The sequence below is a fragment of the Actinomadura sp. KC216 genome (genome assembly GCF_004348535.1).
Lineage (GTDB): Bacteria > Actinomycetota > Actinomycetes > Streptosporangiales > Streptosporangiaceae > Spirillospora.
On the sequence record NZ_SMJX01000210.1, the window covers coordinates 1 to 14,703 of the forward strand.

Here is a 14,703-nt window from a genome sequence, read left to right on the forward strand (position 1 = left end):
GTCCACGGCACGGCGGCCGTTCATGACTGAGACGCCAGTCGGCGATGCTCTCTACGCCGCAGCCCAGGAAGCGGCCGCCTGCCAAGGACGACGGCTGACCCGCAGCCCAGCCCGCCTGCGAGCGGGCCGCCGCTCACCGATCCCCCGCTCGTTCACACGGAATGCCCGACTGCCCGAAAGCAGCTTGCTGGGATCGCGTTACTACGGAGTGAACGCTGAGACCTGGAAGACGACCCGCCTGTTCTCCCGTCGCTGGGTCTCATTCGCGGGAACCGTGTGGATGAGGTCCGCGGCGCCGACCGCAACCGTCCAGATCGCACCGTTCTGCGTCGACGCGAGGTCGACCGGGGGTGTGCCACCCGCACCTTGGACGAGGGCGAAAAGCTCTGAGAAAAGAAAGGCCTGCGCGCTCTCGGCCCGCAACTGACTGGCGTTCAACTCTTGCGCCCTGCGCTGCTCAGACGTCAGGCCAGGGGTATCGACCCGATCCGAATGACCGATTATCGTAACTACGCAGAATTTTCCGTCCCCGGGTACTGTCTCTGCACCGGCGAGGGGTGCGATCACCTCGTCCCGCACCAGATCTTGCAGTGCCTGACTCTGACGCTGCAGCACGGCGGGGAAATCGATTTCCTGCGAGAAGTACCCCGAGACCGTGATCTCGGTCAATTGGCGCATAGTGGGCCCTCCTTGCCCGCTGATGTCTTATGTTGAGCCTTATCCCTTGCAGGATGTCGGTCACACGTGAAGCGTGATGACCTTTTAATAGACATAGATCCTGATAGAAAATGGCCACCACCCTTTGCCTCCTATTGGCCGTCCGCGAACGTTCCAGGGATCCTTTTCTTCCCTTAGTGAGAAGGTGGAACGCGCCGCGGCCGACCCCCCGCTTTTCCTGCAAACACCGAGTGCACGGCCCGAGGGCCCAGATCATCGCCGCGGTGGAGTGACGAACCTGCGGATCCTCTGATGCGATTCCAGGCATGACATACGACCTGGCCGCCGCCGGGGGACGCGACCACGTTGATGAGCCATCTGTCGAGGCCTGGAAGTGATCGGCGACTCCTCACCGCGCGGGCTGATTGACGCCTTCCCTCCGGCGAGACCTTGGTGGTGCGCCCCCGTTCTGCTCGCCGCACCACACGTTCTCCTGCGTCGCCGTCCTTGGCAGCAGCACCAGCCGCGTCGTTCGCCACAGGGCGCTATCACTCACCAACCGCGAAATTGGTCTCGGACGACGTGCCCGAGCTCGCCGTCCGGACGCTGGAGTCACTGACGCGGCCCTTAGAGGACGGGACGGGCACCGTCAGCAGACACAGCTTGAACGTCATCCTTGCCAGCCGTCCGATCGCGCTCCTGGCCGCCCAGCCGAGCCCGTGCGGCGCATCAGCCTCGCAGGCGTGCACGAGCACGCTCTGTACCCGCCAGTACTTTCTGGCCGGCTGCCCAGACGCTGCTGGACCAGCGTCGCCATTGAGGACGGCTCGCCCCCTACTCCCTGGCCAGGCTTCGCCGTGTTCTGGCCGGGGCCGACCCCGGCGGACACGTCACGCGGCGGCTAGCGGACACCCCGGAGCGCTCCCACACCGAGAGACCCGGCCCGCAATCTGGTCGACCGCCAGGCCTCCAATTACCTGAATCTTGCTTAGTCCTGATTTATTTAGAGCAGGCCTCAAAGTCTTGTGGGGTAGTGCTTGTCTTGAAGGGGGAGAAAGGGAGCGAGCGCACTCTTGGGATATTCCGTGTCGGTCTTCGCCGTGCCAGCCTGGAACTGGAAGGACCGAGTGACAGGAATGCAAGAGTTGGAGCCGGTTCGTCGCCTTGTCCGACTTGCGAGTGTGCCGCACAACGAACCTTAGTGATTTCCCCGACGGCGCCGATGGCGATCATTGTCCGGGTGGTAATCAACGAATCAGTACGGCAGCACCTTCCAGGCATGTCGTCCATAGCTGACGAGGAGGACTAGCAGATGTCCGTCTACGGGTATGAGCAGGCGCCCTACGGTGAAAGTGAATCATACGAGGCGGAGGAGGAGTTCGGCGTAGGTTCGGAACTCTACGGTGAGAGCGGCCTCTATGAAACCGAGGCCGAATTCGGAACCGCCGCCGAGCAGTGGGAAAGCGAGGCCGAGTTCGGGACGGCCGCAGAGCAGTCGGTGGCCGAGACTTTCAGCGGCACCGCCCAGGAGAGCCCTCTCAGCGAGGCCGAGGAACTGCAGTTGGCCACCGAACTTCTGGAGATCTCCGGCGAGGAGGAACTGGAGCAATTCCTTGGTAAAATGTTCCGGAACGTCTCTCGTGGCGTGGGCGGATTCCTCCGTTCCTCGGTCGGCCGCAATCTCGGTGGCGTACTCAAGAACGTCGCGAAGGCCGCGCTTCCCATCGCCGGTGGCGCGCTGGGCTCGATGATCCCGGGCGGCGGCACCGTCCTGGGAACCAAACTGGGGACGCTCGCGGCCAAGATGTTCGAGCTCGAGTCCGAGGGGCTGGACCGTGAGGACCAGGAACTCGAGGTCGCACGCCGCTTCGTCCGGCTGGCAGCCACGGCAGCGCGCAACGCGGCGCTGGGGCCGCGTCGCGCCCCCGCGGGCGCCACTGCCAGGAGGGCCGTGCTGACGGCCGCCCGGCGCCATGCTCCGGGTGTCGTCCGCAGGTACCGCGCGTTCGCCGTGCCGGCGCCCTGGTACTGGCCCGCGCCCTTCCCCGCCTACCCCTACGCGGCCTACCCGGAGCCGGGCGCCGTGCCGACCGGCCAGTCGGAGTTCGAATTCGAATCGGAGGGTGATCTTTCGGAGGCCGCCGTCCCGGGCATGGCGGCCCCGGGCCCGAGGCAGTCCGGCAGGTGGGTCAGGCGCGGACGCAAGATCGTCCTACTGGGAATCTGACCATGCCCGCCCAGCCTTCCGCCGCCGTGATGCTCGAAGGCGAGACGCGCGCGCTTCTCACCAGACTCGCCCGCGTCAGGCCGTTCGCCCTGCACGAGACCATGGTCCCGGCGGCCGCTCCCGCGCCTGCCGCCCAGATCGCCATCGAGCGTCTCCTCATCGAGGGGCGCCGCGAACTGCGCGGACGGCTGCATCGGTATATCGATTGGTTGCGTGTGCAAGGTGCGACGACGCCGCCCGCGGAGATGCAGCGGCGTTTCGCGATTCTGCGCTGGCGGTTCAACGATGTACTGACACAGTTCGACCTGTTCCAGGAGGTGTTCACCCAACGCAGCGAACAGGACGTCGGCGTCTGGCTCTCTGGACTGGACGTGGCCGCCGCCGATGCCCTTGCGATGCCCGGCGTGCCGGGGAGGCAACCGTCGGCCGTGTGCTATCTGGACCGGGGGCCGGGAGCCGCCATTCGCAAAGCCCGCGCGCGGCTCCCGGGAGGCGGGCGATCGCCCGTTGCCATCATCCGCGTTCCCCGGGAACGCATGATCGGCTATGGGATCGGGGCGTCGCTCGTCCATGAGGCCGGTCATCAGGCCGCCGCCCTGCTCGACCTGGTCGAGCCGCTCCGGCAGCGGCTACGCGTCATGGAACTACGCAGCCGGTGCGCCCGTGAGGCGCTCGCCTGGCGCCTGTGGCAGCGCTGGATTTCAGAGATCGTCGCGGATTTCTGGGCGGTGGGCAAACTCGGCATCGCCGCCACGCTCGGTCTGATCAGCGTGGTCAGCCTGCCACGCTGGTTCGTCTTCCGAGTATCTGTCGATGACCCGCATCCATTCCCTTACATCCGCGTGCGCCTGAGCTGTGCGATCGGACAGGCGCTCTACCCGCATGCTCAATGGAACGCTCTCGGCGAGTTGTGGTCATCGCTGTATCCGGCGGCCCGGCTCGACGACGAGCGCCGGCAGCTCATCAGCGGCTTGGAAGCGACCTTTCCGCAGCTTGCGGACGTGATCTGCAAGCATCGTCCATCCGCTCTTCAAGGCCGGGCTCTTGTCGACCTCCTGCCCTTGGCCGACCGGACACCACGATCCTTGGAAGCGCATTATGGGGCCTGGGCACACCGTCCTGTTCTCATGCGCTCGGCTCCACCGACTCTTGTGTTCGCCGTACTCGGACATGCCAGATCGGCAGGGCGGTTGACCCCCGAAAGCGAGAGCCGGCTCCTGGGTGAGTTGATCAAACACTGGGCGCTGTCCAGCACACTCGGTGCCGCGGCGGCGTGTGCGGCGCCGCCTGTTCCAGCCGCCTCCCCCTCACTGAATCCGATTCCCATTCGTCGTTGAGGAGGTCCGCCATGGCGGAAACAAGGCAAATCACGATCGAAGTCGAACCACCGACCATCCGGCAAGGGGGAAGGGTCCGTTTCACCGCCACACCGACCACGCGGGTGAAGGACTGGACACCGACGTGGGAAATACTCGACATCCCGAACGCCCTTGTTGTTGATGAAGACAACGAATTCGTCGCCTACTGGGATGTTCCGGCCGACCAGCAGCCGAGCGTATACACGGTGCAGCTGACGCTTGCCGACCCACATGACAAGGTCAATCCGACAAAGGTGTCCACGGATGTGGTGGTGGACGCGCGCCCGTTCTCCTCCGGCGACACCGTCCACCTTGGGCGCACGGGGGTGGCGCCGACCGACGACCAGGCGTTCTGGGTCGCCATCCGCAACAACGCAAAGGCGCTGTCGTTCAATCGGTACACCGCATTCATCGATCAGTTGATGTGCGGCTCCCCTCAGGACGAGCCTCAAGGGACGCGGAACGCAATGCTGGTCCCGGGCCGCGGCCTGCCGTTTTCCGACACCGACGCTTACCGGCTGCTCAAGGTCGCGACCGAGACCTTCATGATGATGAACTGCGGGGTCTACCTCGTCCCCGCCACCGCTCAGCAGCACGACGACCCCTTCCTCGGCACCCGGGTCGAGGCGGAGCGGGAGCGCCTGGGCCTGCCGTCTTCGGTCGACCAAGTCGCCTTCAAGAGCGCGATCAGGGCGGCCTGGCGACGATACGTCTCGTCGAAGGACGGTGACCGGATTCCAGGTGAGGAGGACGACCCGTTTCTGCCGTATCTGGCGGTCATCCGGCTCAAGCTCAGAGACGTCCCGATCGTGGATGATCAGCAGTTCGGACTGGACTGCTACGGCATTCTGCGGGAGAAGTTCACCAACCCCTGCCTCCTGGAGCTCATCTGGTCCTACTGGCATGAGGAGGGAATGCTCGTCCAGACGATGACCGCCATCAGCGAGCGGTTCCAGAACCGGCGGGCGCCAGGAGACCACGACCCGCTGGCCCATGTGGAGATCGATCCGCTGCGAACGCTGAACAACCTGCTATGGGGCTACATCCAGGACGAGCAGCACCGCCTGACGGCGCATCGCCGCACCTACGAGTACGACCACCACTACGGCATCACGCTGCTCCCGCCCGCGGTGCCGGCGGTACGCGGGGCCGACAGCCGATCCCGGTTCCTCGAGGCCTTCCACAATCTCCTCAACCTCGCCTCGGTCTTCTTCAAGGAAGATGACGACACCACCGTCATCGCCGACGGATTCCCCGTGCTGAACGCCTTGAAGGAAGTGCATCTGCTGCTCACCGAGGGACAGCACAACCAGTACGGCGATCTGCCGTGGACCGCCCGGCAGGAAATGCTGATGGAGCAGTGGCTGCTCGCCCGTCCCGAAATGCGGGGGCTCCTGCCAGGCCGGACCATGGTCGCCTACCCGGAGCCGTGGATGGACCGGGTAGACGGCATGAAGCGGTTGCAGGGCTGGACCGACAGCTCCATCATCCATTTCCACGAACTGGGCACGTTCGGCGAGCAGATTCTGCTGGCGATCCGATTCGGCAACTGGCACGCGGTCATCGACCGGCTACAGGCCGCCAACTGGGCGCGGTACTGGCGTTCGGAAATTCAGGGTTACGTGCACGCCTACCGCGCGGTGACCGGCGTGGATCTCAGCGCCGATCGTGTCGATACTCGAGTGGACGCCACCATGCCCACCTTGCTCCTGCGGCGGCGGCTGGCTGAGCAGCTCCGCGGCCGCCGGCCGATGCCACCGCCGCCCACCGGACGGGCCGCGACGCTTCAGCCGCCGCAACCGGCCCCGAGCGCTCCGGCACCGGGCCACAGTGCCGCCCCGCTTCCGTCGGCGCAGCCTGGCTCGGCCCCGCCTCTCCTACCGGGACGGCGTGCCCAGCTCCCGCCCGGACAGCCTAGCGGCCAGGCATCCCAGCAGCCGCGACGGGAGCAACGGTGAGGACATGTCGATCAGTCGGATGGCGGCCGGGACACCGGCTCGCGCAAAGCTGAAGGCCCAGCGCAACCGTGAGTACGCCGATTCGCTCGGGTGGGGCGCGCAACTCAAGCTCGTCCACTCGACGCTCAACCCCGGGCGCAGGCAGTGGAATGACGTCGCCCTCATCGATGAGACCCGCAAATGGCAGGCGCGGACCGGCCTGAACGCAGATGGCATCATCGACCCGCGGACATGGTGGTTCCTCAGGGTCGCCGCCGGAACCGTCAAGGACCCGGCCATCAGCAGCCGGCTTCCCGGTTCCGGGCCGGGCTTCTATGCCTACCGGCCGCCGCACCGCCGGTTCGGCAGACCCGAGGTCATCCGCGCCTTGCAGGTGATCGCGGCCGGCTGGCGGCGTGACCATCCCCGGTGGCCCAGGATCGGGGTCGGCGACATCAGCCTGCAAGGTGGTGGCCCCATCCCCGGCCACGACTCCCACCGGCTCGGCCTCGACGTGGATCTGCTCCCGGCGCGGAAAGACGGCCGAGAGGGCAAAACCGCAAGCAACCGGTCGGCGACGTACTCCCGGCGGCTGACTCAGGAGCTGGTCGACCGCATTCACGCCAACGGCGTGCTCCAGGTGCACTTCATTTACTTCAATGACCCGCATATACGAGGGGTACGGCAATCGAAGAAGCATGGAGACCACCTACACATACGTTTCCGTCCGCGCAGGACGGCCGGGCCACCGGCAGCCGCCCGTCCGCACAGGACGGCAGTACCACGCACGACGGCAATACCTCTGGTAGCCGCCCGTCCGCGCACCCCTCATGTGACCGCAATCAGCCCGAGTACCAAACACGGGCCATCAGGGCCCTACGGCAGACTCGTCGCATCCCGACCCGGTCGCCGGGACGCGACATTCTCCTACCACTTCACTGGGAAGGACGTCCTTTGGACAGCACGCTTCATCGCCGGTGAGACCAGCGGGCGGGACGACGTTAACAGCCGTGCCGTCATCTGGGCCATGTTCAACCGCTATGCCTTGCACATGCACCGTCACTACCCATCGTTCTGGGCGTTCCTGAGAGGCTACTCGACACCATTGCAACCGGTGCTGCAAAGCTGGCGCGCCACCAAGAGGAGCATGACCCAACCGGATTTCGTTCGTACCGGCGGGGCCTTCTCCTCCCCTCCCGCGCCCCCCGGAATTCCCCGCGGACAACGACGTCGCTATCTAGATCTTCAAGCGCGTCCCTGGCATCTGTTGCCGCAGTCCGCCCGGTCCATGGCCGAACGGGCGCTCAAGGGACAGATCCCGAATCCGATCGGCAATGCGACCGAGTTCGGCTCCACGTACGTCTACTACCGCGACAATTTTGGCGCCAATCCTAACCTTCAGCAGTGGCAACGCTTCACCAAGCAATTCGCCGCGAAGAAGCGGTGGATATGGAAACCGGTCCGCGGAATAGACCAGACGAAGAACGCGTTCTTCGTCAACCCCGAGATCGTACGGCTGTCCGGCAACGCCACCGCCACCGTCCTCCGACCGTGACACGAACACAATGATCATCGACTCGTCCCGGCGGCCGTGGGGACGGGCACGGCTTCCGGGCCCGTGCGGGTGATGCGGTCCGTTAGCAGCGGGCTGGTTGACGCACCGCCCCGGTTTCACCGCCAGGTCCGGATGGCCCCGTCCCGAGACGTTGCGCCTTGCGCGGGCAGGGCGTCACGCTCAGCCGGGTGTGCGTCAGGTCGTGCCGGCAACGGTCACACCATGGTGGTCCAGGCTGCACGGTCGCCGCATGGTTCCGTTGAGGAGCGCGGCCTATGGGCGTCGCGGTGATGGTTGCTTTGGGGGTGGTGGGCAGGAGGGCGTTGGTTCTGGCTACTTCCAGGACGCGTTTTCTAGGATCGCGGCCAGGTTCGGGGTCTGGTGATGGTCGACGACCAGGAGTTTGGGGTCGGGGAGGTACCAGAGTCGTTCGGTGAAGGAGACCTCGGTCCTGGCACCCAGGTCGTAGGAGTCCGTACCCGTCTTCTTTTTCTCGTAGCAGGGGATCTTCCATTCCCGGTAGGTCACCTTGCGGCCGCCGATCGTCTTCGGCGTCTTGTCGACGAGTTCGGCTCCGCTTGAGACACCGCCGGTCAGAAGATTCAGATCGGCCGGGCAGACCGACGGTCCGCCGTCGTGGGGGTGGTCGATCAGGGGCCTGTCGGGATAGAAGGTGGGCTGAAGTTGCGGGATCAGGCTGTTCTTGTAGCCGACGTGGACCCTTGGGCAGGAAGGTTCATTTGGCCGATACGGATTCGGGGCGCACTTCCCGGGGATCGTCACGACGTAGGAGTCGCCATAGCCGTAGCGGTCGGGAAAGGCTTGGCGCTTCCAGGTGACCGGGGCTGAAATCGTGAACCTGCCCAGGTTCATGGGCGCCGACCGCACGGTGGGGGTCGGTGTCGCGGTCGGGCTTTCGGTCGGCGCCTTGACCTTCTTGGCCTTGCCGTCCTCCGGCACGACCAGGCTCTTCAGGGTCGCGTCGAGGGCGGTAGCGGAAGGGGCGAAGACCGGCGCGGGCGCCTTGACCGAGGTGGCCAGCCGTCGAAGGGGCTCCTCCTGGTCGGCGGGGACCTTGTAGCCGATGAACCTGAGGTCGAGGCGGAGCCCCGAGCCTGCGACCCGGGACTGGATCAGCCTGTTCTTCGCTGGGTCGCTCTGCTCGCAGGCGTCCCTGCCGTGGCTGGTGACGACGATGATCCGGTTCAGCTTGCGGCCGCGGAAGGGGTAGCGGCCGGAGAAGTCGTCGATCGCGGCGAGGATGCCGCTCGTCAGCGTCGCGCCGCCCGAGGGCTTGATCGCGTGGACCTTCCGTCCGATCGTGGCGGCCTTGCCCTTCCCGCTGCTGACGAGCCGGGCGGTGTTCGCCGGGTCGCCGCACCGCCCGCCGAAGCGGCGCAGCGACAGATGGTCTCCGTCCCCCGCGTTCTGGGCCGAGGACGTGACGGCGTCCGCGATGGGCCGGAAGTCGCCGCCCGCCGCCGGTGACGCATCCACGAGGTACGCGGTCCGGTAGTCGGGAGTCGCGCGGAGCACCAGAAGGACGGTGGCGGCCGCCGCGACGGCGAGCGCCAGAAGGATGAGGAGGAACATCCGTCCCCTGCGGGACCGTCTTTGGGGGGTCGCCTCGGTCATGCGGGCACCTCGTCGTCGAGTGTCGGAGGTCAGGTGAAGGTGTTGTGCTGGGTGTTGCCGTCGCCGATCTGCAGGCCCTTCGCGTGCGCGACGTGGACGACGTGGCGGCCGGACGTACCGTCGCCCGCGGCCCGCGGTGCGGGTCCGCCGCCGGTGTGGAGGTAGGCGTCCCGGTCGACGTCCTTCTCGGGCAGGTGGACGCGCACCCGCGTGAACCGGCCGGGCAGTTCGGACGAGCGCACCTGCTCGTAGACGGCGGCGGACACGATCCATGCCAGCGACGAACCAGGGTCGGAGTCCAGGGCGTCACAGAGCGGCGCCGAGTCGAGCAGCCACCTGCCCCCCGCATGGTCCCCGCCGCTCGGGCGGAGCGTGTGCAGGGCGGCCCGCACGCGCAGCCGGGCACCCTCCGCGTTGTGGGCGGCCAGGAGTGCCTCCAGGCACGGGACGAAGTGGGTGACGGCTCGGTTCATGTCGGTCTCGGCCGGGAGGACCATCAGGGCGCCGTCGCCGTCGTCGCGTATCTCTAGCGGGTCGAGGTTCGCCTGCGCGGAGGCTTGGGTGAGCATCCGGTGCAGGGTCTTTCGCGCGACGTCCTGCCGCCGCGCGTCCCATTGGCCGAAACCCTTGATGCCGAAGGCCATGACCATGCCCTCGATGGGCGGGGGGTCGCCTGCCGCGAGCGAGGGAACGGCTTTGCGGACGGCGGAGACCAGGGCGTCCACTCCCGGGTCCTCGGTGCGGTGGCCGAGCCGGACGTAATGCATAGCGGCGAGGGATCGCAGGTCAGGGGGAAGCCGGTCGGGGTCCGGTGGTCGCGCGCCGTCGATCAGCACGGGGATGACCGGAATCCTCCGCGCCAGCGCCTCGGCGATCTCGCGCCTCACCCAGTCGTCCGGGTCGTGCAGCCGCGGGCTTCCGTCGGCCGCCGCGGCGTCCTGCCAGTGCGGGCCGATCACCGCGAGCAGGACGTCGCAGGTCCGGACTGCCTCCAGGATCGGCAGATCGAACCGGGTGCCGGGGACGATCCGCTCGCTGGCGTAGAACGTCTGCGCCGGCCCGAAGATCAGGGCCAGGCGCTCGTACAGCAGCCGGGCCACCTGAGCGGTCTCGCCGACGCGGTAGTTGATGAAGATCCCGCTCACGCGGCTCACCTCGGTCAGGTCGTAGGGGTGCGCAGGGCGCCGGTCAGACGGGGTTGGAGGGTGCGGACGCGTGGTTCCGTCCGCCAGCGGGTCAGTGCCCTGGCCAGCTTCGCCAGGTCGGCGCGGATCGTCGCGGAGTCGACGCCGACCACCGCGCCGAGGACGCTCTCGGTGATCTCGCAGGCCCTCTCCAGCTCGCCTGCGGTCGCGTGGGCCAGTGCCAGGCGGGTGCCGTAGCGGGCCCTCGATCGGTGGGCGTCCGACCGGATGCGGGAGAACTGCGGTTCCAGGACGTCCACCGCGGACTCGGGCCGCCCGAGATCGTGCAGGCACCAGCCGCGGGTCACGGCCACGGTGTCCACGTTCGTCGAACCGAGGGCCAGCGACCCGTCGGCGGGTGGTGCGTCCCGGAGCAGAAGGTCGCCGCTCTCCAGCGCCCGCTCGCATGCCGAGGGGTCCCCCGCCAGCGCGTGCCCCTGGGCCTCGCGCAGCGCGGCGAGGCCGCGGACGCGAGCGCCGGCGGACGGATCGCGTCGCGCCCGCCGGGCCAGCTCGACCGTCGCCGCACCGTCCTCGGCGTACAGCGCGATGAGCGCCCGGCGGACGAGGGCATGCGCGGCCATGTCGGTCATGGCGGGGACATCGGGGATGCCAGGGGCGCCGGAGGCGGTCAGCCGCACGGCCGTGTCGGTCCACCACCGGGCGCCCCGCGGATCGCCCGACTCCTGCGCCAGCCAGCCCGCGTACTCCGCATGACGCGCGGCAAGCAGGGACCAGCGGGCGTGGAGCGGGCCACCGCCGGCCGCGGCGACGGATCTGAGGGCGTTCGCCTGGGCGATGACCACGGGCAGGACCAGCGCGGGCGCCGTGACCTGGCCGAGCGCGCGCAACTGCCCGAAGACCTCGGTGTAGGCGTCCACGCCGGCCTCCTCGGTGCTCGCGACCCGCAGGGCGGACGGGGAGGCGCCGAGCCCGACCAGGGCGGAGCCGCCGACCGCCAGCAGATCGCGGCGGCCGACGGGCGTGAACCAGCCCCCGCCGCCCGGTCCGAGGCTCATGATCCAGACATCCCGGTCGTCGTCCTCCTGCTCGTTCGGTTCCGGCCGTCGCGCGGTCTGTGCGGGAGGGACCAGCCGTGCCAGGGCGCCGTCCGCACCGAGGGCCGCGTCGCACCGGCGTGCCACCTGCGGGGACACCGGCCGGGTCCCCGACTCGATCTTGCTGAGATAGCCCTTGCTGTAATGGGCGCGCCGGGCCAGTTCGGCGAGCGAAAGACCCGATGCCATGCGCAGCCGCCGCAACTCCTCGCCGAACAGTGTGTGCTGCGAGCTCACGACCGTCCTCCTGTTTCCTGTCGCCCGAACGGCTGGGGACGGGAAACCTCTCCCCCGTCCAGAGCCGATCGGCGACGCTGTTTTCAGAACACCTGTCGACGTCCCCTCTGCCATTGTCAGCGGCAATGGGGGCACAGGAGTGCGGAAAGTAACAAGTTCCAGGCATGTGCTGCGCTTCCGCGCTATTCGATCTTAGTTTTGAAGGTGAAAGGGGGAGAATTCCCCCTGAAAGTCGGGTTCTTGGTCGAGCCGGCCGGTCCACTGGCCGATTTCGGCCAGGAGAAGACTTACGGTTCTGGGCCAATCGGTAGAGGTGATCTTTTTGGGCCGTCGAGGATGTCCAGCCATGAGATGGCGTGTGGCGACATTGGTCGGCGGACTGGTCACGGTCGGGGCCCTCGCCGGAACGGGGATGTACTTAGCGGCGGTCGGGCTTGATGGGGCGGACCGGCCGGCCGGCATGATCGGGCTTTTCCTCGCGGTGGCCGGGCTCGGGGTCGCGGTGTACGGGCTGGTCGCCAACCGGCGTGCCGGGCGGCGGCCCCCTTCGGGTGAGCATTCCTCGGAGCGCGGCGACCCGCCGGTGAAACAGGTGACCGTGTGGGGAAGCCACGGCTTCGTCATCGGCGACAACGCCCACCTGACCAACATTCGCCGAGTCGACGTGCCCGCCGCGCTGTGGGCATCGCTGGTGACGTTGATCGCCTCGGTGCTGGTCGTTGGCGCGGGTTGGTTGTACCTCGGCTGGTTCTCGCCCAACTTCGCACCGAACTACCGGACGCTGTTCCTGGTCGACACGGCCGAGAACGCCGACCCGGCGGGGCTGACCGCGGTGACGACGTCGCTGCGCAAGGCGATCGAGAACTCCGGTGACCATGACGCGTTGTCGCTGCGCCGGTTCGGCGGCGAATGCGGAGTGCCCGGCAACACGGCCGCGCTCGCCGCCTTCGGCACCGGCGACCGCCAGAAGATCACGGCTGCCGCGGCGCGTATCAGGGCCGGCGGCAGGCCGACCCTGGTCCGTGGCATCGTGGAAGCGGTCGAGGACTTCTCCAAGCCACTGGCGAGCAAGGCCCGCCAGGTCAACCGCATCATCGTGGTGACCCGGCACGGGGTGGACGCCTGCGAGGACGATCCCACCTACGTCGAGAGAGAGATCCGGGAGCGCATCGGCTCGGGCGGACTGTCGCTGGAGTTCCGCCTGGTCGGCTACCAGGTTCCCGCCGCTCAGCGGGCCCGTCTCGACCGGCTCGCCGCGGCGACTAAGGCGCCCCGGCCGGTCCACGTCAAGACCGCGCCGGACCTGGCACGCACCCTGGACTGGTACGCCAACACCGAACCCGTCCTCAAGGGCGCCCGGAGCATCGTCGACACCCTGAACACCACGGTGACCCAGGTGAACACGGCCGTGCAGGCGATCGTCGACGGCCGTCTCGACGTCGCCGACAGCACGCTGGGCCAGGCCAGGAAGAGGGGCGGCGGCACGTCCGCACAGTTCGACGACCTGACCGGCCGGACCAAGGGCGCCGACGCCCGCGACGTACGGGACCGGGCCGTCCGGCTGCGCCAGAAACAGAAACAAGTCATCGCGGCGGCGTCCGACCTGCTGAAGGCCGCCCGGGACGGGTCGCCGCTCGACCCCAAGCTCGCCCTGTTCCAGCAGGCGGCAACGGACTACAACCGCGAGGTGAACGGCATGAACCAAGCCCTGGCCACTCTCCGAGCGAAACTCACGAAGACCCATGACTGAGGTCCAGGCCGCCCGGCGCAGACGCTGGCCGCGGGTGCTGCTGATCGTTCTGCTGGTGGCCGCGCTGCTGATCGGTGTCGCGATCGTCGTGGTGCTTCGCGCCGTCCCCGACTACCGGACCGCGTTCCTGGTCGATGCCTCGCTGCCCAAGAACGGCAGCGACTTCACCGCGATCACCAGCGCCGTCGGCTCAGCGGCTCAGAACTCCGCCGACGGCGACTCGCTGTCGCTGCGCCGGTTCGGCGGCACCTGCGGCGACAGGGGAAACACTTCGCCGGTGGTGGACGCGGGGACCAAGAACGCTCAGAAGATCAGCACGACTGCGCGAGCGCTGACACCGTCCGGAAAGCCCACGCTGGAGAGCGGCGTCCTCGCCGCGATCGACGACTTCTCCGGCTACTACCCCTTCCGTGCCAGGAAGCGAAACCGGATCATCGTGGTGACCTCGCACGGCTTCGACGCCTGCACGACCGACCAGGCCGCACTCCAGCGGGCGATCCACACGAAAGCTCAGCGCGCCAAGGTGAAACTGGACTTCCGGTTCGTCGGCTACAAGGTCCCGCAGAAGGAACAGCGGCCGCTTGCCCAGCTCGCCGCCGTCGCCAAGGCTCCGAAGCCCCGACTCACCACCACCCCGGCAGAACTCAGCACGACTCTGAAACAGCTCACCGTCCCCGAATCCCCGGAGGCCAAGCATCTCACCCCACCTACCGCCGAACCACCCCAATCAAAACCGGTCTACGCCCAGGTGATCGTCGCGACAGGCTACGCGGCAACCATCACCAATACGCGCAACGGTGAACAATGCACCCGCGGGGCTAACAGCGCTATCACGGGCCGACCCTCCGAGCGCTTCTGCAGTATGAAACTGCCCAACGAAGGCACCGTTACCCTCCGAGCGACCCTTTCCGGAACCCCTTTCCCCGTCTTCAACCGTGAACCCAACCGGCAACCCGCCTGGTACGGCTGCCAGAACGGACCCGGCCCGACCGACACCTGCACCCTTGACCTGGCCAACGGGCACATTGTGTGCCTAAGCAGCCAGGACGGGCGTGAAGGCAGCCTTCGCCTCAATTGTGAGGGTTACCGCGCCTCCGGACTGCTC

Annotated in this window: 10 protein-coding genes; 6 read left to right on the top strand and 4 right to left on the bottom strand. The window is 67.6% G+C overall.

All coding sequences use genetic code 11. The features are described 5' to 3' along the window. Positions 1-201: 201 nt before the first annotated feature. A complete protein-coding gene (locus tag E1264_RS29070) occupies positions 202-678 on the bottom strand; it encodes a hypothetical protein (RefSeq protein WP_132178644.1) in 477 nt (158 codons plus the stop codon). A gap of 1,291 nt (positions 679-1,969) precedes the next feature. On the opposite strand from E1264_RS29070, the gene E1264_RS29080 reads away from it, so the two are divergent. Genes E1264_RS29080 through E1264_RS29095 form a run of 4 tightly spaced genes read left to right on the top strand, consistent with a single transcriptional unit; the run spans position 1,970 to position 7,734 of the window. Continuing rightward, positions 1,970-2,884 carry a hypothetical protein gene (locus E1264_RS29080; protein WP_132178646.1) on the top strand — a complete coding sequence of 305 codons (915 nt, stop codon included), beginning with the start codon at positions 1,970-1,972 and terminating at the stop codon, positions 2,882-2,884. A gap of 2 nt (positions 2,885-2,886) precedes the next feature. After that, positions 2,887-4,221 carry a hypothetical protein gene (locus E1264_RS29085; RefSeq protein ID WP_132178647.1) on the top strand — a complete coding sequence of 445 codons (1,335 nt, stop codon included), beginning with the start codon at positions 2,887-2,889 and terminating at the stop codon, positions 4,219-4,221. 11 nt (positions 4,222-4,232) lie between these two features. After that, positions 4,233-6,200: a hypothetical protein gene (locus E1264_RS29090; RefSeq protein ID WP_132178648.1), complete on the top strand. Its 1,968-nt coding sequence runs from the start codon at positions 4,233-4,235 to the stop codon at positions 6,198-6,200. Between the two features lie 4 nt (positions 6,201-6,204). Beyond that, positions 6,205-7,734 carry a penicillin-insensitive murein endopeptidase gene (locus tag E1264_RS29095; protein WP_132178649.1) on the top strand — a complete coding sequence of 510 codons (1,530 nt, stop codon included), beginning with the start codon at positions 6,205-6,207 and terminating at the stop codon, positions 7,732-7,734. 333 nt (positions 7,735-8,067) lie between these two features. Here E1264_RS29095 and E1264_RS29100 read toward each other — a convergent pair whose 3' ends face one another. The 3 genes from E1264_RS29100 to E1264_RS29110 are packed head-to-tail and all read right to left on the bottom strand — an operon-like array spanning position 8,068 to position 11,848. Next, positions 8,068-9,369 (bottom strand): hypothetical protein, encoded by a 1,302-nt coding sequence (locus tag E1264_RS29100; RefSeq protein WP_132178650.1) that lies wholly within the window; start codon positions 9,367-9,369, stop codon positions 8,068-8,070. A gap of 29 nt (positions 9,370-9,398) precedes the next feature. Then, positions 9,399-10,514, bottom strand: a complete 1,116-nt coding sequence (locus E1264_RS29105; protein WP_165964437.1) for a toll/interleukin-1 receptor domain-containing protein — start codon at positions 10,512-10,514, stop codon at positions 9,399-9,401. Between the two features lie 14 nt (positions 10,515-10,528). Next, a complete protein-coding gene (locus E1264_RS29110; protein WP_132178653.1) occupies positions 10,529-11,848 on the bottom strand; it encodes a helix-turn-helix transcriptional regulator in 1,320 nt (439 codons plus the stop codon). A gap of 358 nt (positions 11,849-12,206) precedes the next feature. Between E1264_RS29110 and E1264_RS29115 the strand changes: the two genes are divergently transcribed. Continuing rightward, the gene (locus tag E1264_RS29115; protein ID WP_132178652.1) at positions 12,207-13,598 is read left to right on the top strand and encodes a VWA domain-containing protein; all 1,392 of its coding nucleotides are present in this window, start codon (positions 12,207-12,209) and stop codon (positions 13,596-13,598) included. A gap of 34 nt (positions 13,599-13,632) precedes the next feature. Beyond that, a partial coding sequence (locus tag E1264_RS29120; protein ID WP_207936348.1) for a hypothetical protein occupies positions 13,633-14,703 on the top strand: 1,071 nt, incomplete at its 3' end.